Raw genomic sequence first — 20311 nt, forward strand, 5'->3', positions numbered from 1 at the left:
AATACTTTACTTTAAAAGGAGGAAACAAAAATTGACAGAAAACAACATTACTAACGAACAAAACGCTGAACAACAGGCACCGGTAGCGGAAACTGCTACGGTCGAGACAGCGACAACAAATGCGCCTGTTGCCACCGCTCACGATGATTTCGACTGGAGCGTGGACAAACGTAACGTATCTTCTTATTCCAAAGAAGAGAAAGAAAAGTATGACCTGACTTACGACAGCACCTTCAAGGCTATCGAGGAGAATGGTCTGCTGACCGGTATTGTAGTTGGTCTGACCAACACAGACGTGGTACTGAACATCGGCTTCAAATCCGATGGCCTGATCTCCCTGAATGAGTTCCGCGATCTGCAGGGCCTGAAAGTGGGTGATGAGGTGGAAGTGCTGGTAGTAGAAAAGGAGGACCGCGACGGCAACCTTCACCTGAGCCGCAAGCAAGCACGTGCACAACGTGCCTGGGAGCGTATCGTTGAAGTGTACAAGACCGGCGAAGTGGTTACCGGTACGGTTACCAGCAAAACCAAAGGCGGCCTGATCGTGGATGTACATGGTATGGAAACCTTCCTGCCCGGTTCACAGATCGACGTTAAACCTGTTACCGATTACGATCAGTTTGTAGGTAAAACGATGGAATTCAAGGTGGTGAAAGTAAATGAAGCCATCCGCAACGCCGTAGTATCCCACAAGGCGCTGATCGAAAGCGATATCGAACAACAACGTGTGGATATCATCTCCAAACTGGAAAAAGGCCAGGTATTGGAAGGTACCATCAAGAACATTACAGACTTCGGTGCGTTCATCGATCTGGGTGGTCTCGACGGTCTGCTGTATATCACCGACATCAGCTGGGGCCGTATCTCTCACCCGAGCGAAGTGCTCCAGATGGATCAGAAGATCAATGTGGTGGTGCTGGACTTCGACGACGAGAAGAAACGTATCAGCCTTGGTTACAAGCAACTGACCCCGCATCCGTGGGATACCCTGCCTGCAACCATCACCGAAGGTGCAAAAGTGAAAGGCAAAGTAGTGAATATCGAAGATTACGGCGCATTCCTGGAAATCCTCCCCGGTGTGGAAGGCCTGGTGCACGTATCCGAGATCTCATGGGCTTCCACTCCGATCAACGCCAAGGAGTTCTTCAAACTGGGCGAAGAATACGAAGCAGTGGTTGTTACCCTGAGCAAAGACGAGCGTAAAATGAGCCTGTCTATCAAACAACTCACCGAAGACCCCTGGTCTACTATCGAAACCAAATTCCCGCTGGACAGCCGGCACAAAGGTATCGTGAAGAACATCACTCCTTATGGCGTATTCGTTGAGCTGGAAACCGGTATCGGCGGTATGATCCACATCTCCGACCTGAGCTGGATCAAACGTTTCAATCACCCGAGCGAGTACACGAAAGTGGGCAACGAGATTGAAGTAGTGATCCTGGGTATTGATAAAGACAACCGCAAACTGAGCCTCGGCCACAAACAAATCGAAGAAGATCCCTGGAACACTTTTGAAACGATCTTCCCCATCGGTTCCATCCATGAAGGTACCGTTGTGAAGAAAGATGAAAAAGGTGCTACCGTGCAGCTGCAATACGGCCTGGAAGCTTACGCTCCCGCCCGTCACCTGCGCACCGAGGATGAAAAACCGATCGCTGTTGAAGATGTGAAAGAATTCCAGATCATTGAATTCGACCGCAACGAAAAACGCATCCTGGTTTCTCACACCAAGGTTTGGGAACAAGTGAAAGCAGAAGAAAAAGATGCTGTCATTAAAGAGAAACGCGCTGATGCTGAAAAGACCCGCAAGACTGTGAAGAACATCCAGTCCAAGGTAGAGAAAGCAACCCTGGGCGACCTGGGCGCGCTGGCCGAACTGAGAGAAAAACTGAAACAATCCGAAGGCGGTGAAGAAAAGAAAGGTGAATAAGTAAGCCCGATTGTTTTAAAGGATAAAGGTCCCCTGGCAAGCGCCAGGGGATTTTTTTTATGCGCAAAGGGGCAGCGGCATCCGGTGCTCAGCAAAGCTGCCCACATTCCGGATGCGGTAACAAGGAGGCTGGCCGCATTAAAGGTGCAGGAAAGAAGGATGGGGTAAACATATGCATTACAGCTTTTCCAGCAGCATATCGTTAAACTCCAGCAGGGAGCCTAACTGCATATCCGCCAGCCCGAAGCGCTTGTCATTCCGCTTGTGCGCTTCCGGTACCACCACCACTTTCATGCGCGCAGCCTTGGCGGCCGTCATGCCCGTTACAGAGTCTTCGAATGCGAGGCAGGAAAGCGGGTCGCTGTCCAGCTCCCGTGCGCAGGCCAGGTACACGGCCGGATGGGGCTTCCCATAGGGTTCGAACTCCGCGGAAATAACCGCATCAAAGGATTCGCGGATACCCAGGTGGTTCAATGCCGACTGGATAAGCTGCATGGGAGAGGAGGAGGCGAGGCCCATTTTGAAGTTCCGCTGCCGGAAGAAATCCAGGATATACTGCAGGCCTTCCATTGGCTGCCCTTCCCGGAGGATCTTGCCGGTGACGTTTTCGATGATCTCGGCGGTGACCTGCTCCGGCGTTTTGCTGTTCCATTTAAAATAGTTGTGCCAGTAGCTGACCACTTCTTTGGTGCGGAGACCGGTGGTGAGGTGCGTCAGTTCGGAGCTCAGTTCCACGCCAACGGAGGAGAAAACTTCCTGCATGGCGATACCCCAGAGCGGCTCCGAATCGATCAGCAGCCCGTCCATATCAAAAATCACCGTATTGATCATAGTTGTTCTTTTTGCTGTTTTGCGCCGCAAAGGTAAGCAGAAAAGGGGAATGCCCCGGTATTCGACGGCATGTCCACCGAACCAGGGCTGTCTGCATTGCATCTTGATGACGGAGTCTGATGATATGGCCCGTGACAAGCTGACGCCCCACCGCATATACCCGGATATCTTGCTGTTTAGGCTTTAAATCCCCCTTTCTTTGAATATTTTCTAATTTACCCCCCTCTTTTTTAGTGAAAAAAGTTTTGTGGTTACGCATCGGGTATCTACCTTTGTATTACTCTACAAAATCTATAGGATTATGGGTTATAAGATATCGATAGGAATGAACATGTGCAAATGCTGTCGGGACCGCTCGGCAGACTAGGGGGATTCTATATATGAAACTGTTTTCAGCAATCATACAATGAAGGCCTCCGGATGCAAACGGAGGTTTTGTTTTTACAGGCATCTGCCGGAAGTTATGAATACCAATTAATCACGAGCAACTTATTTATCATGCAAAGCTTCAGAACCGAACTGGAAAATCCGATAGTAGAAAGGGACATCATTGAACTGGAACAAAAGATCAGGCTGTTTCGCGAAGGCAAAATGCCGGAAGAGAAATTCCGCAGCCTCCGGCTGGCGCGTGGTGTTTACGGGCAACGCCAGCAGGGTGTTCAGATGGTGCGTATCAAACTGCCTTACGGCAAAATGACGCTGCAGCAGTGGATCCGCATCTCCGATATCTCGGATGAGTATTCTACGGGGAACCTGCACCTGACCACCCGTCAGGATATCCAGATCCACTTCGTGTCGCTGGACAGAACGCCCGAACTCTGGGCGAAGCTGGAACAGGACGATATCACCCTTCGGGAAGCCTGCGGGAATACCGTCCGTAATATCACCGGATCTGACGCTGCGGGCATCGACCCGAATGAGCCCTTCGACGTAACACCATACGCGGACGCGGCCTTCCGGTATTTCCTGCGTAACCCCATCTGCCAGGATATGGGCCGCAAATTCAAAATGTCCTTTTCCTCCAGTGAAAAAGACACGGCGTTTGCCTTCATGCACGATATTGGCGTGATACCTAAAGTGCGGGTGGTGGAAGGAAAGGAGATCAGGGGCTTCAAGGTAATGGTGGGCGGCGGTCTCGGAGCGCAGCCCTATCTGGCGAAAACGGCATTCGAGTTCCTGGAGGAAGATCAGCTGATCCCCTACATTGAAAGTGTGCTGCGGGTGTTCGACCGCCACGGCGAACGGTCCAGCCGCCATAAAGCGCGCATGAAGTTCCTGATCCAGAAAATAGGGATGGAAGAATTTACGCGCCTTGTGCAAGAAGAATACAAGGCTATCAAATCCAAAATAGTACCGGTGGACCATGCGTCCTGGCAGGAGGCGGCCGCACCGGCTGCGGATGCGCAGCTGCCGGCATATGAGGTGAAAGATCAGCAGCAATACGAAGCCTGGAAGAAAACGAACACTTTTGAACAGAAGCAGAAAGGCTTTTACGCGGCATATGTTCGCGTACCGCTGGGTAACATCAGCTCCGTTACTTCCCGCTCCCTGGTGGAAAAACTGCGGTTGGTGATTGCGGATGACGTGCGCATTACGGTGAACCAGGGCCTGCTGTTGAAATATATCCGCCCGGAGTATCTGCCGTACGTTTACAGCGTACTGGCGGAGGCCAAACTGCATGCACCGGGTTTTGACAGCATTGCGGACATCACGGCCTGCCCGGGTACGGATACCTGCAACCTGGGTATCTCCAGCAGCACCGGTATTGCCGCTGCCCTGGAAAATGTGATACATGATGAATTTCCGGACCTGATCTACAACAATGATATCAAGATCAAGATCAGCGGCTGTATGAACTCCTGCGGCCAGCACGGTATGGCCAATATCGGCTTCCATGGTTCTTCCCTGAAGAGCGCGGGTAAAGTATTGCCGGCCCTGCAGGTATTGCTGGGCGGTGGTGTGCTGGGCGATGGCGCGGGCCGTGTGGCGGACAAGGTGCTGAAAGTGCCGAGCCGCCGGGGACCTGATGTGCTGCGCACCCTGCTGCATAACTATGAAAGCAATGCCCTGCCGAACGAATTGTTCAACGACTATTATGACCGCCAGGGGGAAAAATATTTCTACGATCTGCTGAAACCGCTGGCTGACCTGAGCGCGGTGAAGGATGGTGATTTTATCGACTGGGGCCAGGCGGAGACCTTCAGCACCGCGATCGGTGTGGGAGAGTGCGCCAGTGTGATCATCGATCTGATCGCCACCCTGCTGTTCGAAGCGGAAGAAAAGCTGGAATGGGCGGCGCAATCCTTTGCCAATAACGCATGGGCCGACGGCATCTACCATACTTACGCCTGTATGATCCAGACCGCCAAATCCATCCTGCTGGATGAAAACGTGAACTGCAACACGCAGCATGGTATCATCAATGATTTCGACAAGCACTTTGTGGCAACGGGCCGTTTCCAGATGGAGAGTTTCCGTGACCTGGTGCTGCAGATCAATCAGCACGAACCGACAGAAAGTTTTGCCAAGCAATATTTCCAGCAGGCAAAAGCATTTTACGACAGGGCACAGCAGTACCGCCTGGAGAAACAGGCTGCTGGTGTGAATGCCTGACCAAACCAACCACTTAAACTGAACGATCATGCAAGTAATCCAACCGAAAGTGACGCTGGTAGGCGCGGGTCCAGGTGACCCGGAGCTGATCACTGTAAAAGGCCTGAAGGCGATCCAGAACGCCCGGGTGATCCTGTACGATGCTTTATCGAACAACGAATTGCTGGACCATGCGCCGCAGAACTGCCTCCGGCGTTTTGTAGGCAAGCGTGCCGGTATGCATGTGTACACCCAGGCGGAGATCAACCGCATGATCGTGACGTATGCGCTGACCTATGGCAGCGTGGTGCGCCTCAAGGGTGGTGATTCCTTTGTGTTCGGCCGCGGACAGGAGGAAGTAGCTGCCGCAGCGCAATATGGTATTGAAACCGAAGTGATCCCGGGCATCAGCAGCGCTATTTCTGTGCCGGGGGTGAACAATATTCCGGTAACGGCGCGGAACGTGAGCGAGGGTTTTTGGGTGATCACGGGCACTACGCAGGACGGAAAGCTGTCCCGCGACCTGGAATTTGCCATACAGGCGGATACCACCGTGGTGATCCTGATGGGGATGAGCAAACTGGACGAGATCGCCGCGATCTACTCCCGTCACGGGCGCGGTCAGGTTCCGGCTGCCATTATTCAGAACGGTACGCTGCCAACGCAGAAGATCGGAGTGGGGGTAGCGGAAGACCTGGGCAATATTGCCCGGGAACAGGGGTTGCGCAACCCGGCCATCATCGTGATCGGTGAAGTGGTGCGCTTCCACGAGGCTTTCCAGGACCTGCAGAGCAGGCTGGCGGAGAACTACCGGCTTGCAGTATAAAAAAGTATTACGAAGAGAAAGACTTTTTTCGGAAATGAGCGGGGAGCGCCACTCCCTGCGCTGAACAAAACAGATTTCCGGGAAGCGTTTTTCTCTTCGTATTTTTATAGGGCCTCAAATCGCATTTTTATGGAACAGAATCATTTATTTCCTGTGTTTTTCAAGCTCGAGCAGCTGCAGATGCTGGTCGTCGGAGGGGGGAATGTAGGGCATGAGAAGGTGAACGCCATCCTGCAGAACTGTCCCGCTGCGCGGGTAACCGTGGTGGCTACCTGGTTTGCGCCGGAACTGGAAGCGCTGGCGGCGGGGTTTCCGAATGTAACGCTGGTGCAGAAGGCCTTTTCCTGCGGGGATATCTTCGGGAAAGACCTGGTCATCGCCGCTACGGCGGACAAGGAACTGAATGCGTGCATCTGGGAAAAGGCGAAAGCGGGCAAGGTATTGATCAATGTGGCGGACACGCCGGCCTTGTGCGATTTTTACCTCGGCTCTGTCGTGCAAAAGGGCAGTCTCAAGATAGCGATCTCCACCAATGGCAAATCGCCCACTATTGCCAAGCGTTTGAGGGAGGTGCTGCAGGATGCGATCCCCGAAACCCTGGAAGCCGTTCTGAACAACCTGGGCGCCATCCGGGAAAGGTTGAAAGGCGACTTTGCGGATAAGGTGAAAAAGCTGAATGAGCTGACGAGTGTGCTGGTGGGAAAGGGGAGCTGATGGTCAACCGTCGATCTCCCCGGCAAAGAGGGCTTTCAGCTCGCCGGCGTCGGCGGGTTTCATTTTGCCGCTCAGGATGAGGCGGAGCTGCCGCCTTCTGAGGGCGCCATCGAACAATTTCTTTTCTTCTTCTGATTCTGCGATGATTGCCGGAACGGGGCGGGCCTTGCCATTGGGGTCCAGGGCCACGAAGGTCATAAATGCCTCGTTGGATTTGTAACGGTATTGCAGCACGGGATCTTCTCCCCATACCCGCATATGCACCTCGATAGAAGTGGTGAACGCCCGGGTGACCTTGGCCTCGATATGTACCACATTGCCCAGCCGGATAGGCGTCTCAAAGGAAATATTGTCGACAGACGCGGTTACGACCGGAGCGGCGCAGTGTTTCATGCAGGCGAGCGCAGCGGCAATATCCATCCAGTACATTAATCTTCCCCCCATCAGGTTGCCAAAAGTATTGGTGTCGTTCGGGAGCACCAGTTCCGTCATATTGATGAGGGATTCATGGGCCGTTTTGGGCGATAAGGTCATATTTCTTTGTTTCAGCTTTAATTCAGCAGGCAAAATTACGGGAATGCCACGAGAATTCCCGGTGCGCCGGGAAAAACGGCCGCTGCTTTACGGGAAAATGAAAGTCGCTGTGGTAAAGGGTTTGAGGTCACCCGGGAATGCCATCCGGAAAAATAGACTTGGGAGCGAGGCAAATTTGTGTAACTTTGCATGACCTTACGGAAGTAAATTACTTGACAGGATACACCAAATTTAGTCCGGCAGCACTTCCTCTTTAGGTCAAGTAAATTTCTGGGAACTTAGTTTTTATGGCAAAATATATCTTCGTTACGGGAGGTGTTACTTCCTCATTGGGTAAAGGAATTATAGCAGCGTCCCTCGCTAAACTATTGCAGGCACGAGGCTTCAGAGTGACAATTCAGAAGTTTGATCCGTACATCAATGTGGATCCGGGAACACTAAACCCCTATGAACACGGGGAATGTTATGTAACCGAAGATGGCGCCGAAACAGACCTGGATCTGGGCCATTATGAGCGTTTCCTCAATACCCCTACTTCACAGGCCAACAACGTGACCACCGGCCGTATCTATCAGACTGTCATCAACAAGGAGCGTGAAGGCGCTTACCTTGGGAAAACCGTACAGGTGATCCCGCATATTACAGACGAGATCAAGCGCCGCATCCTCCTGCTGGGAAAGGACGGCAAGTATGATATCATTATCACGGAGCTGGGCGGTACCGTGGGTGACATCGAATCCCTCCCTTACATTGAAGCGGTACGCCAGCTGCAGTGGGAACTGGGTGAAGAGGATTGCCTGGTGGTGCACCTCACCCTCATTCCTTACCTGCGTGCGGCAAAAGAGCTGAAAACCAAACCCACACAGCATTCTGTGAGATTGCTGAGTGAGAATGGCGTACATCCGGATATCATCGTCTGCCGTACGGAAGAGCCGATGTACCGCGAACTGAAGAAAAAGATCGCATTGTTCTGTAATGTACAGGTAGATGCGGTGATAGAAGCGAATGACGTGGGCACCATCTATGAAGTGCCGCTGGAAATGATGCGGGAGAAGCTGGATGTGATCTGCCTGAAAAAGCTTAACCTGCCCATCGAAAAGGAACCTGAGCTGGTGAAATGGCGGGAGTTCCTGGACAAGCTGAAATATCCGAAAACAAAAGTAACGATCGGCCTTATCGGCAAATACGTGGAATTGCAGGATGCCTATAAATCCATCCTGGAATCCTTTATACATGCCGGTGCGGTGAACGAATGCAAAGTGATCGTACAGAATATTCATTCCGAGCATATTACGCCTGAAAACGTCTGCGAAAAACTGAAGAACCTCGATGGCCTGCTGGTTGCGCCAGGCTTCGGTCACCGTGGCATTGAAGGCAAGATCACGGCTATCCAGTACGCCCGGGAAAATAACCTGCCGTTCTTCGGCATCTGCCTGGGCATGCAAATGGCCGTTGTAGAATACGCCCGCAATGTGCTCGGCCTGCGGGAAGCCCATTCTACCGAAATGAATCCCGAAACCCCTTACCCGGTGATCAGCCTCATGGAGGAGCAAAAAAAGGTCACCAAAAAAGGAGGGACCATGCGCCTGGGCGCCTATACCTGCGACCTGAAGCCCGGTTCGCAAGCCTCGGCCATATACGGCGGCGCCAGCACCATCAGCGAACGCCACCGCCATCGTTATGAATTCAATAACGACTTCCTGGACCAGATGGAACAGGGCGGCCTGACCGCTTCCGGGAAAAACCCGGAAACCGGACTGGTGGAAATGATCGAACTGCCCACCCATCCCTTCTTTATCGGAGGCCAGTTCCACCCGGAGCTGAAAAGCACCGTGGAAAGTCCCGCTCCCATCTTCGTCAGCTTCATTCATGCCGCCAAGAACTTTGCTGAAAGCAGGAACGGCAAGACCCGCCAGGCGGAAGAGAAAGTGGTACATGATTAGAAATACTTATGCATAACATGGAATTTCTGCCAGGAGGGACCTTCTGTTTGGTGATTATCAATAACTTAGCCACCAGATAGAACTTTTCGGTTTCGTCTGGCAGAAATCGTACATCATTCTGCCTTATATATTACCTTTGCTCCTTAAATTTTAATTTTCGACATGGATAGAAACTCGGTCATTGGTTTTGTACTGTTAGGAGCTTTGCTGATCGGATATATTTTCTGGAATCAAAAGACGACTACGGAAGCAAGACTGGAAAAAGCCCGTCAGGATTCCATTGCCAACCTGAACAAGCCGAAGGACCAGCAGGTCAGAACAGATACGGCTTCCTCCCCTGTACCGGATTCAGCCCGCCTGAGCACCGAATATGGTTCATTTGCCGCCGCCGCCATCGGCGCGGAGCAGACCCAGGTGCTGGAAAACGAGTTGCTCAGGATCGTATTGACCAACAAAGGCGGTGAGCCAAAGACCATCGAGCTGAAGGAATTCAAGACCTCGGAAGGCCAGCCGCTTTTCCTCCAGTCCGGTTCCTTTAACAGAACAGGTCTGAAAATACCGTTGAACAATAACCAGGAACTGAATACCTCTGATGTTTTCTTTACACCCGGCAACATCCAGGAAGGCGGGGATGGCAGCAAAACGGTCAGCTACCGCCTGACTACCGATCAGCCCGGGCAGTACCTGGAATATGTTTATACCATCAAACCCGGCAGCTACCTGGTGGATTTTACCATCAATATGGTCGGGTTGCAGAACACCTTGCCCAAGGGCAATATCAGCCTGCAATGGAACAGCCAGGCCAACCGCCAGGAGCATGACATGAACCAGGAGCGCCTCAATAACCAGGTGCATTACCGTTTCGCGGATAAGGAGCATGATTATTTCACCCTGCAGAACCGTTCCCAGGAAAAGCTGGAAAGGCCGCTGCAATGGGTGAGCTTCAAGCAGCAGTTCTTCAATATCACCATGCTGGCCCGAAAAGAGAACTTCGCCAGCGCGGAGATCAACACCAAAGTGCCGGAAAGCGGCAACATCGTTGGGCAGAACATGACCACCCTGGCCATCCCCTACAACGGTGCCGCAGCTTATAGCTTCCCGATGGAAGTGTATTACGGTCCCAACCACTACAAAACACTGAAAGCAATGGATATCGAGCTGGAAAAGATCATCCCGCTCGGCACCGGCATCTTTGCTTTTGTAAAATATGTCAACAAGTGGATCATCATCCCGGTGTTCAACTTCCTGGGCGGACTGACCAGCAATTATGGCCTCATCATCCTGCTGCTCACCATTTTCATCCGCCTGATCATCGCTCCTTTCACCTACCAGAGTTATGTTTCGGCTGCCAAGATGAAAGTGCTGAAGCCGGAACTGGATGAATTGCGCGCGAAACACAAAGATGATCAGCAGGCATTTGGCATGGAGCAGATGAAACTCTTCCGCAGCGCCGGTGTGAACCCGCTGGGAGGTTGTTTGCCCGCGCTTTTGCAGCTGCCGATCCTCGTGGCGATGTACTCTTTCTTCCCCTCTTCCATTGAGCTGCGGCAGGAAAGTTTCCTGTGGGCGAAAGACCTTTCCACCTACGATTCCATCTACAACTTCGGTTTTACCATACCGCTGTACGGCGATCACATCAGTTTATTCACCATCCTGATGACACTGACCAGCCTTGTGCTCGCATTCTACAATCGCGGTATGACGGACCAGAGCAATCCCGTGATGAAATACATGCCATATGTATTCCCCGTGATGCTGCTCGGTATCTTTAACAGCATGGCCGCGGCGCTGACCTATTATTACTTCCTGAGTAATGTGATCAGTATCCTGCTGCAGTGGGTGATCCAGACGTTCATCATCAACCACGACAAGATCCATGCGAAGATCCAGGCGAACAAGCTGAAGCCTGCCAAAACATCCAAGTGGGGAGAACGGCTTGCGGAGATGCAGAAGCGGCAGCAGGAAATGCAGAAACAACAACAGAAAAAGAAATAAACAAAAAGGCTCCACCCAAAATGGAGCCTTTGCTTTTGCAGGACATGAGAAGGATATTTTTAGCGACATTATTACTGGCCGGGCTTTCCGGTTATGCACAGGATTATCTGCCTTCCGCAACACGCATTACGCAGACGGTGAACTACCTGGCGTCAGACAGGTTGAAAGGGCGCGGCACCGGAGAGAAAGGGGGAGAAAAAGCGGCCCGGTACGTAAAGCAGCAATTCGCAAAGATCGGGCTGGTGCCGGGTAACCACGACATGTGGTTCCAGGATTTTACATTCGACCGGGGCAAACATACCGGTCTGAAAAGCAGGAATGTGATCGGGTATCTCGATAACGGGGCCGCATATACGATCGTTATCGGTGCGCATTACGATCATCTCGGCCGCGGCGGTCTCTTCGATGGCAAATACCCGGTAGGGCAGATACACAACGGTGCGGACGATAACGCTTCCGGTGTGGCCGGATTGCTGGAACTGGCGCGGTATTATACAGAGAACAGCGAACGGGAGAACTTCAATTTCATGTTCATCGCCTTCGGCGGGGAAGAGCTGGGATTGCAGGGATCGAAATACTATGTGAAGCACCCCGTGGATTCACTGGCCAATATTCATTTCATGCTGAACATGGATATGATCGGCCGTTACAATCCGGAGCGCGGAGTGGGCATTGGCGGATACGGCACGGCGGAGGAATGGCCGGCAATATTCAAGGGAGTGACCGGCGATGTGAAATTCTTCACCGATGCTGCAGGTAAAGGCGGCTCGGACCATCACAGTTTTTATATGGCCGGAGTGCCGGTGCTGTTCCTGCATACGGGCGGGCACGATGATTATCACAAGCCTACTGACGATGTGCCGAAGCTGGAAGCAGTGGCGGAAGCCGGAATACTGCGTATTGCGATCGAATTGATCAACCGGGCCATGGGGTATCAGAAACTGAATTATGCGGAGGTGAAATAATACCGTCTGAATAAAAAAACGAGGTGGATCATATGACCCACCTCGTTTTTTTATTTTAGTTATTTTTGATCGGCTTGGGCATCAGTGCTTTCGGGTTTCTTTCCTTTTCATCCTCTTTTTTCTTCTCTTTCCCTTTCTGCGTATCCTTTGCCGGTGGCGTTGTTTCCTGAACCGGTTCGCCGTAGTCTCTCAGATCGATCGTTTCATAGTCGCTGGCAGCGCCATTGCCCACATCCTCTGCTTCAGCGCCCGGTTGTACGTTGGATTCGTAATTAAAGTACAGATCGTTGCGCAAATTGGCGGGGATGGGGAAAGTGGATTTCGGGTCGATGCCCAGTGTTTTGTCCGCATACACTTTCTGCATGAAGAGCGCCCAGATGGGCAGGCCGGTATTGGCGCCCTGTCCCATTGCGGTGGTGTTGAAGCGGAGGTAGTTGTTCTCGCAACCTACCCATGAGCCTGCCAGTATCTGCGGAGTGTAACCAATAAACCAGCCATCCGTATTATCGTTGGTAGTACCGGTTTTGCCGCCTATTTCACCGGGGATATTGTAACGGAAGCGCAGGCGTGCGCCGGTACCGCCGCTTTGCGTAACGCCTTCCATCATTTTCACCATGGTGTAGGAATCATTTTCACTGATCACTTCCCTTTTTTCCGGTACGAAGGTTTCCAGGATGTTGCCGTTGCGGTCTTCAATACGGGTGATGTATATCGGTTTGGTGATGACGCCGCGGGCGGGGAACATGGTGTAGGCGCGCAGCATATCGTATAACGAAAGTTCGGAAGTACCCAGCGCAATGGAGGGGTAGGGATCGATCTTTTTGGAGAAGCCGATCTTGCTGTTGGCAAAGTCCGCGAATGCTTTGGCGGTCATCTGCTTGATAAGATAGGCGCTGACCAGGTTGAGCGATTTGGCGAGGGCGCCGGCCATGGAAATGGAACCGCCTACGCTGCCTTCGGAGTTGCGGCTGAGCGTCCAGTTACCTATGGTCACCGGTTCGTTGGGTAACATGGTATTGGGGCCGATGCCGTTCATCAGTGCAAAGCAGTAGAGGAAGGGTTTGAAAGTAGACCCTACCTGGCGTTGTGTTCTGATAACGTGATCATTCTTGAAATAGCGGAAATCGGGACCGCCTACCCAGGCTTTGACTTCCCCGCTTTCAGGGTCCATCGCCATAAATCCGGCCTGCAATACGGCGCGGGAATAGCGGATGGAGTCCATTGGCGTCATCACAGTATCGATCTCGTTCATTTCAGGATCGGTAAAACTGCGCCATGCGAACACCTGCATTTTGGTGGGGGTATTGAAAGCTTTTTCAATATCCTCATCGGATGCTTCATCTTCCTTCATTTGCCGGTAACGCTCTGAATCTTTCATGAACCGGTTCAGATCGGACTGGCGTTTGTCCCACACCTTGCCGGATTTGATGTTGGATTGCGCGTAGAAGGATTTTTGCAGGTCCTTCAGGTGCCTGGCTACCGCTTGTTCGGCATATATCTGCATGCGCGGGTTGATGGTGGTGTAGATCTTCAGCCCGTCCCGGTACAGATTATATTCCGTACCATCGGCTTTTTTATGGTCCTTGCACCAGGCTTTCAGTTCACCGCGCAGCACTTCCCGGAAATAGGGTGCCAGGCCTTTGTTATGATCGAGTTTATTATATCTTAAAACGATGGGTTTGTTTTTGGCGGCATCGCCTTCGGCGCGGGTGATATATCCTTCATCCACCATATTCTCGATCACGGTATTGCGCCGGTCGCGGGACATCTGGGGATTTCTCCGCGGATTGTATTGGGTAACGCCTTTGAGCATGCCCACCAGCACGGCGGCCTCTTCGATGCTGAGGCGGCTGGGTTCTTTGCTGAAGAAGGTCCTTGCCCCGTTCTCGATACCGTACACATTGTCGCCGAACGCCACTGTGTTCAGATACAACGTCAGTATCTCTTCCTTGGTAAAATTCCTTTCCAGTTTAATGGCGATCACCCATTCGGAGAGCTTCTGGAATGCGCGTACGAAGGTGTTGCGGGAGCGTTGTTTGCCCTCTCCGTCCTGCTGCAGGTTCAGGGCCAGCTGCTGGGAAATGGTGCTGGAACCGCGTTTTTTCCCGACCATGAGATAGAACGGGATGGCCAGGGTGCCTTTGGCATCGATGCCTGAATGATCGTAGAAGCGGCGGTCTTCCGTAGCCAGCAGGGCATTGATCACATTTTTGGAAATATCTTTATAATCAATATTTGAACGGTCTACCTGCAAATATTTGCCCATGATGGTGCCATCTTCCGCATACACGGTAGAAGCCAGGGCGGTACGGGGATTTTCCAACTCCTCAATACTGGGCATATGCCCGATAATGCGGAGATTGATCAGGAGGATAAGGACCAGAAAGAGGGTTACCCCTCCGCCGAACACTATCCACAATAACTTTACGGATTTTTTCATCAGTATATTTTTCTAAACAGTCTGCTGCTAAATTATCTAAAATTGCCGGTATTTCCGGTACTGGGCGTGCTTCACCCGTCAGCAGCCATTTTTATCGCAAATATTATTCCGTTATGTAGTTGTTATCAAAGAATTTGCGGTAGCCGGTGAGATCTTTGGTATTATTTAACAGAATGAAATTGTCCCGGGAAATGATAAAGAATTTATACTCAGTGGGTTTTATTCTTGGAATAATTACAGTCGATGCCGCTTTGGATATTTCATCGAAGTAATTCAGTGCGATTTCCTCTGACGGGAACAGCCGGAAAATGACCATGATGTCCGTTGGTGTCAGCGCGAAGCTGCTGGTTTCCACCTTGTCTGCTGCATGTTTCTCCGCATTGTATTTGGAGAATTGTGCCAGCGCTTCATCCAGCAGTACTTTGGACACCCGGTCGAAATACATGACCACAAAATGCGGGATGGCGGCCTTCTCATCGCCCAGTTTGTACGGCGTTACCGGCGGTGGCGGCGGGGGAGGAGGCGTTACGGCGATGGCGGCGGAATCTCCCGGTGCTTTCAGGGCATTGCCGGCGGAGTCTGTAGCTGGTTTGTTTGCCGCTATGGCCGCGGAATCCGGCACCGGCTGCAAGGTCTGCTGTTGCCGCTGCCAGGGGTAACGGATGGACACGTTCTCATCGATCCGTGTTACGGATGTATTATCCCTGGCTACTTCCAGGTTGCCGAGGTAGTCCACGATCTGCTGTTTGTTGTTCAGCACGTTCCGGATGGCTGTAGCCTGAGCGAGTATGGCATCTTCTCCGGGATATTTTTTAATGACAGCCTCAATAGCGGCTTTGCCTTCTTCTTCGGTGCCTGTTTTGATAATGGTCATGGCCTCCAGCAGATCGAAGCGCGGCTGCATGGAGGTGAAGCCGAACACGGAGTCCGCCATGTGTTTCAGGGTAAATACGGTATCGTAGCGGCCGGTAAGGTAGGCCATGTAAGCGGAGTCGTAAACGGCGCTGACCGCATTCCTTTTTTCCACGCTTTCATCTTTGGGTGAGCCATGCAGCAGGATGCCGGCGAAGTTGCTGTTGGCAAACCTGGTCAGCAGCATCTGCTTGTAATGTGCGGCTTCGCGGGTATGGCTGAGCTTGTCATGCCACACATACAGGGAGTACACCACTTCCGCCTGGCGCGGGTTGTCCGGAAAGCGGTCCAGCAGCGTATCGTAGGCGGCGATGGCCTCGCGTGGATTATCCAGCTTGTCGTGGTACAGTTTGCCCAGATCGAACCAGGCATCCATTTGCCTGTTGCGGGAAACTTCAAGTTTTTCCGGGGTAACGGGCAGGTTCACTGCCAGTGTGGCAACGTTGATGCTATCGGCAGGCAGGCGGTCGATGGCGGTTGCCAGATCTTCCGGTGCGGTTTCTTCGGTGGCTGCGGGTTGGCCGGGTACCTGGCCGATGGGGGCTCCCTGGCTTCTGCGCCAGTCGTCCGTCAGCTGGCGGCTGCCCCAGCGGCGCCTGAATTCGGAGTAGCCGGTGGATTTGCTGGCGGCATTATAAAAATACCATTGGCCTCCTTCGTCTTTGCCGGCCATGGAAAAAGGGTCGCCGGAGGGATTATTGTTCAGTGTCCGGGATGACCTGTTCTCGTTCCTGCGGCCTTTTGCCGGCGGCGCTTTTGCGGTGCGCAGTGCGGTGACCTGCCGGGCCAGCAGGGAATCGCGTTCCGCCGGGGGGAGCGCGGCGATCCGCTGCAGGCTGTCTTCCTGGCGGATCAGCGCTATGGCGGCGGCTACTTCCGTGAGCACTTCCTTGCGGGTGTTGACCAGCTCCGCGTCCTCAAACTCCGGTCCCATAATGGCCGCCGTGCTGTCGTAATACTGCTGGGCGGTCAGGTAATCTTTGCGGAAATAGTGGATATCGGCAATGCCTTTGAAGGTCAGTGTTTTCTGCAGCATGTTGGCGCTTTCCACCTTGAGGCCTTTGTGCAGGTATTCCAGGGCCAGTTCCGGGCGTTCGTTGGCGCTGATGACCGCCATATTGTAGTAAATGGCATCGCGGAAGGGGATAAAGCGCTCTTTGCGCAGCATTTTCTGCAATGCGGCCAGGCTTTGATCCAGTCCGCCGCCGCTGGCTTTCACGTTGGCGCGGGCGATCTGCACCCGGGCGTTGAAATCCATGATGGCATCGGGTTTATAGGCGATCACATCCCGGAAGGCTTCCATGGCGGAATCCAATACGTTCCGGGAGGCATAAATCTGGCCGAGAATGAAGCTCATGCGTGCTTTCTGGTCGCGGTTACCGCGGCTTTTGCGGATGGCTTCCCGCAGCGGGTCTATTGTTTCCGCATACATTCCCTGCTTGTAGAAGCGATAGGCTTGTATTTCCGCCAGCTGACCATCGAGGCGCCGGGGGAAATTCGGATCTTCTTCGAGGATATTGAGCAGGGATTGCGCTTCGTCGTGTTTCCGCTGTTCCAGGAAAGTGCGTGCCTGCCATAAAAAGGCATCGTTGCGGGCGGATTTATGGCGGAAACGGCTGAACCAGGTCTTATGTTTTTCTTCTGTGGCGATGGATATCCGCGAGTCTTCGCTCCGGCCTACCACGGTATTGTATTCGGATTTCTTTTTCGGGGCAAAAGTGGCGTTGATGTACTGGAAAGTGGTGTTGGCGTTTTCCATATCGCCCTTGTAATAATAAGCTTTGCCCACCAGCAGGTAGCAGTCGTCTATCCAGCTTCCGCGGGGATCGTGTATCTGTACGGCTACGGACGCTTTCTGGATCACGGAGTCCAGCTCGTTCATATCCAGGTTCAGCTTGTCGATCGTAAAGGGATAGAAGGGGAGGAATACGTTATAGTTATCCTGGCGCTGAGTGTTGATCGCTTTCAGTACGCCTTCGAGCTTCAGTTTTGCATGATAGTAGTAATTATAGCGGGTAACGGTGTTTTGCACCAGCTTGCGCTTGATGGTAAAGGGCTTTTCGGCCATTTTTTCGGAAGGTGGACGGCGGTCCTCTACTTTAGCCGGTTTGTCCGTTGACTGGTTTTGCCCGAATACGGCCATCGTTCCCGAACAACATATCAACATCAGCACACAGGCACGTATCAATAAGGATCTATAATGATTCATGTAAAGCCAGGGTCAATAAAAACTACTATATAAACTGTATTATCGAAATAAATATTTTAAAGATAGGATAATTTTTTTCTCAGCCCGGCGTATAAAAAGGACGTTGAACCGAACTGCGAATTAAGGATTTTTTGATGGATAATTGCATTTTTTCTTTAATCTTTACATCCCGGCGGGATTTGTAATGAATCCATTACGATTTTTGGCGGATAATTGCATAATTTCTTTAATCTTTACAATCCATTCGTAATTTTAACGCATAATGGCTTCAGACGACAGAAATAAAGGAGGCGGCAGGAATCTTGACAGGTTGAACCACAAGTACCGGCTGGTGATCATGAACGACGACACGTATGAGGAGGTGACTGCATTCCGGTTGTCCCGCATGAGCGTGTATGTTGCGCTCAGCACGCTGTTTGTGCTGCTGGTGGCCATTACGGTAGCTACTGTGGTGTTTACGCCTTTGCGATATTATATTCCGGGATATGGCGATTTGAAACAGCGGAAGGAATTCATGCAGTTACGGATGAAAGCGGATTCCCTGGAGCGGGCTATTTCTACGCGGGACCGGTACCTGGAGAACCTGAAGAATGTGATCAGCGGGGATATCAAACTGGATACGACCATGCTGAAGGTGCCGAAAGTGGATAACAGTACATATTAAGTTCGCTGCCAAAGATTTAATGATTAAACAACATATATTTTATTTATTTACTATCTTACACCCGTATCTTTCAAAACTGAAAAACCTTTTCACCTATGTTTAACCAGAACAAGAAAGGCGATGGCAAGAGCATCATGCCTACATCCAACATCAATCTCATTGGGAATGGCACCTCTATCCAGGGCGATATTGTGTGTGAGGGAGACATCCGCATAGACGGTCAGGTGAATGGCCTGGTATCCACAAAAGCGAAGATCGTGGTGGGCCCTGAAGGGGAGATCACGGGCGATCTGGTGTGCCAGAGCGCGGATATCCTGGGCAAGGTGACAGGCATCATCAAGGTGGATGATCTGTTGTTCCTGAAAGGCAATGCGGCGATCAAAGGCGACATATATACCACGCATTTCGAGATGGAGCCTACCGTGAAGTTCAACGGCCGCTGCTATATGGACCCTGCGGAAGCTCCGCAGATCGGTACCGCGGCGGATAATCATGCTGATACCCGTCATGACAGATCCTTCATCCAGGAAGAAACCGTATAATTCGCTCTGGAAGTACGCCGGGCTGGCGTTCCAGATGCTGGCGGCCATAGGTTTGTCCCTGTGGCTGGGACACCTGCTGGACCAGTGGACCGGCATGCGTTTCCCGCTTTTCATGATCATTTTGTCCTTACTGGCTTTAGCGCTACTTTTGTGGCAAATCGTTAAAGATACCAGCAAGCATGACCGATAAATTCATTCTCTGGCTGGCAGTTGTATCCGGACTGATCACTGCCGCCCTGTTCTTTCTTAAAGGCTGGCTTCAGCAGGCACTGGGAGTGCACTTCGAGGTGCTGGTGGCCGGCAATATTGCGCTGGCGCTGATCACTTTTATCAGTTATTCCCTTAACCGGAAAGGCATGAAAGCCGACAATCCGAATGTCTTCGTCCGTTCGGTATATGCCTCCACCCTGGCTAAACTGATGCTCTGCGCAACAGGCATCGTTGTTTATGTTATGGTTAACCGCAGTACGGTGAGCAAAGCCACCATCTTTTTATTAATGTTCTTTTACCTCGTGTACACGGTGTTCGAAACCATGCACCTGTACCGTACCAGCATCAAGCAAAAGAAGTATTGACATTGAAGCAGGAAGCTCCTTTACAGGCATTGGCCGGCTATCTGCCAGAGGGGACCTTTGAGCAGGTGATCGCCTATATTACCCAATTCAAAGTACATCTTACCATTACCCGCGAACGGCAGAGCGTGCTGGGCGATTACCGCCATCCCTATGAGAACAAGGGGCACCGCATCAGCATCAATGGCGGGTTGAATAAGTATGCTTTCCTGCTGACGCTCCTGCACGAGATCGCCCACCTGGTGACCTTTATCAAATACGGGCACAGGGTTTCCGCGCATGGGAAGGAGTGGAAACAGGAATATGGACTGATCCTGAAGGAATTTGTGGGCAAACAGTATATGCCGCATGATGTGGAAGCCGCGGTGCGGGAAAGTTTGCATAACCCTGCCGCCAGTTCCTGTGCGGATGAGGCGCTGATGCGCGTTTTAAAGCAGTACGACCGGCGGAAGGAAAATCATTACCTGGTGGAGCAGCTGCCGGCGGGGCAGTTGTTCAGAACAAAGGACGGGCGGGTTTTCCGCAAAGGAGAACGGGTCCGCAAACGTTTCCGTTGCGAGGAGGTGCCGTCAGGCAAGGTGTATCTCTTCAGCCCGGTGTACGAAGTGGAGCTGGTGAGTGAGTAACCGGTTTGCCTTGAAA

General features: G+C 52.0%; 17 protein-coding genes. 12 read left to right on the forward strand and 5 right to left on the reverse strand.

Features of this window, described 5'->3' with window-relative positions; all coding sequences use genetic code 11:
- The first annotated feature begins 31 nt into the window (after positions 1–31).
- Positions 32–1930: a 30S ribosomal protein S1 gene (gene rpsA / locus FW415_RS08780; protein WP_148383896.1), complete on the forward strand. Its 1899-nt coding sequence runs from the start codon at positions 32–34 to the stop codon at positions 1928–1930.
- Positions 1931–2107: 177 nt separating this feature from the next.
- On the opposite strand, the gene hxpB is transcribed toward rpsA, so the two are convergent.
- Both hxpB and FW415_RS24955 read right to left on the reverse strand, forming a co-directional pair.
- A complete protein-coding gene (gene hxpB / locus FW415_RS08785) occupies positions 2108–2761 on the reverse strand; it encodes a hexitol phosphatase HxpB (RefSeq protein WP_168208738.1) in 654 nt (217 codons plus the stop codon).
- Positions 2739–3020, reverse strand: coding sequence for a hypothetical protein (locus FW415_RS24955; RefSeq protein WP_168208739.1), 282 nt, complete (start codon positions 3018–3020; stop codon positions 2739–2741). The genes hxpB and FW415_RS24955 overlap by 23 nt, the downstream gene beginning before the upstream one ends.
- A gap of 239 nt (positions 3021–3259) precedes the next feature.
- Here FW415_RS24955 and FW415_RS08790 point away from each other — a divergent pair, with 239 nt between their 5' ends.
- From FW415_RS08790 to FW415_RS08800, 3 genes are all read left to right on the forward strand, one after another.
- Entirely contained in the window at positions 3260–5374 is a 2115-nt protein-coding gene (locus FW415_RS08790) for a HEPN domain-containing protein (protein WP_148383900.1), read from the forward strand.
- A 28-nt stretch (positions 5375–5402) separates the two neighbouring features.
- Positions 5403–6179, forward strand: a complete 777-nt coding sequence (gene cobA / locus FW415_RS08795; RefSeq protein ID WP_148383902.1) for a uroporphyrinogen-III C-methyltransferase — start codon at positions 5403–5405, stop codon at positions 6177–6179.
- Between the two features lie 129 nt (positions 6180–6308).
- Positions 6309–6893: a bifunctional precorrin-2 dehydrogenase/sirohydrochlorin ferrochelatase gene (locus FW415_RS08800; protein ID WP_148383904.1), complete on the forward strand. Its 585-nt coding sequence runs from the start codon at positions 6309–6311 to the stop codon at positions 6891–6893.
- A gap of 3 nt (positions 6894–6896) precedes the next feature.
- On the opposite strand, the gene FW415_RS08805 is transcribed toward FW415_RS08800, so the two are convergent.
- Positions 6897–7427 carry an acyl-CoA thioesterase gene (locus FW415_RS08805; protein ID WP_148383906.1) on the reverse strand — a complete coding sequence of 177 codons (531 nt, stop codon included), beginning with the start codon at positions 7425–7427 and terminating at the stop codon, positions 6897–6899.
- Positions 7428–7714: 287 nt separating this feature from the next.
- Between FW415_RS08805 and FW415_RS08810 the strand changes: the two genes are divergently transcribed.
- The 3 genes from FW415_RS08810 to FW415_RS08820 all read left to right on the forward strand — a co-directional run bounded on the left by FW415_RS08810 (position 7715) and on the right by FW415_RS08820 (position 12330).
- The gene (locus FW415_RS08810) at positions 7715–9370 is read left to right on the forward strand and encodes a CTP synthase (RefSeq protein ID WP_148383908.1); all 1656 of its coding nucleotides are present in this window, start codon (positions 7715–7717) and stop codon (positions 9368–9370) included.
- Between the two features lie 162 nt (positions 9371–9532).
- Positions 9533–11365, forward strand: coding sequence for a membrane protein insertase YidC (yidC, locus tag FW415_RS08815; RefSeq protein ID WP_148383909.1), 1833 nt, complete (start codon positions 9533–9535; stop codon positions 11363–11365).
- Between the two features lie 20 nt (positions 11366–11385).
- Positions 11386–12330, forward strand: coding sequence for a M20/M25/M40 family metallo-hydrolase (locus tag FW415_RS08820; protein ID WP_246858982.1), 945 nt, complete (start codon positions 11386–11388; stop codon positions 12328–12330).
- A 55-nt stretch (positions 12331–12385) separates the two neighbouring features.
- On the opposite strand, the gene FW415_RS08825 is transcribed toward FW415_RS08820, so the two are convergent.
- Together FW415_RS08825 and FW415_RS08830 are read right to left on the reverse strand one after the other, a co-directional pair.
- Positions 12386–14770, reverse strand: a complete 2385-nt coding sequence (locus FW415_RS08825; RefSeq protein WP_148383911.1) for a penicillin-binding protein 1A — start codon at positions 14768–14770, stop codon at positions 12386–12388.
- A gap of 103 nt (positions 14771–14873) precedes the next feature.
- Positions 14874–17849, reverse strand: coding sequence for a tetratricopeptide repeat protein (locus FW415_RS08830; RefSeq protein WP_168208740.1), 2976 nt, complete (start codon positions 17847–17849; stop codon positions 14874–14876).
- Between the two features lie 304 nt (positions 17850–18153).
- On the opposite strand from FW415_RS08830, the gene FW415_RS08835 reads away from it, so the two are divergent.
- From FW415_RS08835 to FW415_RS08855, 5 genes are all read left to right on the forward strand, one after another.
- Positions 18154–18555 carry a hypothetical protein gene (locus FW415_RS08835; RefSeq protein ID WP_148383915.1) on the forward strand — a complete coding sequence of 134 codons (402 nt, stop codon included), beginning with the start codon at positions 18154–18156 and terminating at the stop codon, positions 18553–18555.
- A gap of 95 nt (positions 18556–18650) precedes the next feature.
- The gene (locus FW415_RS08840; protein ID WP_210420849.1) at positions 18651–19097 is read left to right on the forward strand and encodes a polymer-forming cytoskeletal protein; all 447 of its coding nucleotides are present in this window, start codon (positions 18651–18653) and stop codon (positions 19095–19097) included.
- The gene (locus FW415_RS08845; protein ID WP_210420850.1) at positions 19063–19287 is read left to right on the forward strand and encodes an AtpZ/AtpI family protein; all 225 of its coding nucleotides are present in this window, start codon (positions 19063–19065) and stop codon (positions 19285–19287) included. The genes FW415_RS08840 and FW415_RS08845 overlap by 35 nt, the downstream gene beginning before the upstream one ends.
- Positions 19277–19672 carry a hypothetical protein gene (locus FW415_RS08850; protein ID WP_148383919.1) on the forward strand — a complete coding sequence of 132 codons (396 nt, stop codon included), beginning with the start codon at positions 19277–19279 and terminating at the stop codon, positions 19670–19672. Before FW415_RS08845 ends, FW415_RS08850 begins: the two co-directional genes overlap by 11 nt.
- Positions 19673–19674: 2 nt before the next feature.
- Complete coding sequence (locus FW415_RS08855; RefSeq protein WP_148383921.1) at positions 19675–20295, forward strand: SprT-like domain-containing protein; 621 nt, start codon at positions 19675–19677, stop codon at positions 20293–20295.
- The last annotated feature ends 16 nt before the right edge of the window (positions 20296–20311 follow it).

Source organism: Chitinophaga sp. XS-30, from assembly GCF_008086345.1.
GTDB lineage: Bacteria > Bacteroidota > Bacteroidia > Chitinophagales > Chitinophagaceae > Chitinophaga.

What these genes read in the sequence shown, in the direction of transcription:
- hxpB (WP_168208738.1), bottom strand. Translation starts at nt 2,761, where the DNA reads ATGATCAATACGGTGATTTTTGATATGGACGGGCTGCTGATCGATTCG.
- FW415_RS24955 (WP_168208739.1), bottom strand. Translation starts at nt 3,020, where the DNA reads ATGCGTAACCACAAAACTTTTTTCACTAAAAAAGAGGGGGGTAAATTA.
- FW415_RS08790 (WP_148383900.1), top strand. Translation starts at nt 3,260, where the DNA reads ATGCAAAGCTTCAGAACCGAACTGGAAAATCCGATAGTAGAAAGGGAC.
- cobA (WP_148383902.1), top strand. Translation starts at nt 5,403, where the DNA reads ATGCAAGTAATCCAACCGAAAGTGACGCTGGTAGGCGCGGGTCCAGGT.
- FW415_RS08800 (WP_148383904.1), top strand. Translation starts at nt 6,309, where the DNA reads ATGGAACAGAATCATTTATTTCCTGTGTTTTTCAAGCTCGAGCAGCTG.
- FW415_RS08805 (WP_148383906.1), bottom strand. Translation starts at nt 7,427, where the DNA reads ATGACCTTATCGCCCAAAACGGCCCATGAATCCCTCATCAATATGACG.
- FW415_RS08810 (WP_148383908.1), top strand. Translation starts at nt 7,715, where the DNA reads ATGGCAAAATATATCTTCGTTACGGGAGGTGTTACTTCCTCATTGGGT.
- yidC (WP_148383909.1), top strand. Translation starts at nt 9,533, where the DNA reads ATGGATAGAAACTCGGTCATTGGTTTTGTACTGTTAGGAGCTTTGCTG.
- FW415_RS08820 (WP_246858982.1), top strand. Translation starts at nt 11,386, where the DNA reads ATGGAGCCTTTGCTTTTGCAGGACATGAGAAGGATATTTTTAGCGACA.
- FW415_RS08825 (WP_148383911.1), bottom strand. Translation starts at nt 14,770, where the DNA reads ATGAAAAAATCCGTAAAGTTATTGTGGATAGTGTTCGGCGGAGGGGTA.
- FW415_RS08830 (WP_168208740.1), bottom strand. Translation starts at nt 17,849, where the DNA reads ATGTTGATATGTTGTTCGGGAACGATGGCCGTATTCGGGCAAAACCAG.
- FW415_RS08835 (WP_148383915.1), top strand. Translation starts at nt 18,154, where the DNA reads ATGGCTTCAGACGACAGAAATAAAGGAGGCGGCAGGAATCTTGACAGG.
- FW415_RS08840 (WP_210420849.1), top strand. Translation starts at nt 18,651, where the DNA reads ATGTTTAACCAGAACAAGAAAGGCGATGGCAAGAGCATCATGCCTACA.
- FW415_RS08845 (WP_210420850.1), top strand. Translation starts at nt 19,063, where the DNA reads ATGACAGATCCTTCATCCAGGAAGAAACCGTATAATTCGCTCTGGAAG.
- FW415_RS08850 (WP_148383919.1), top strand. Translation starts at nt 19,277, where the DNA reads ATGACCGATAAATTCATTCTCTGGCTGGCAGTTGTATCCGGACTGATC.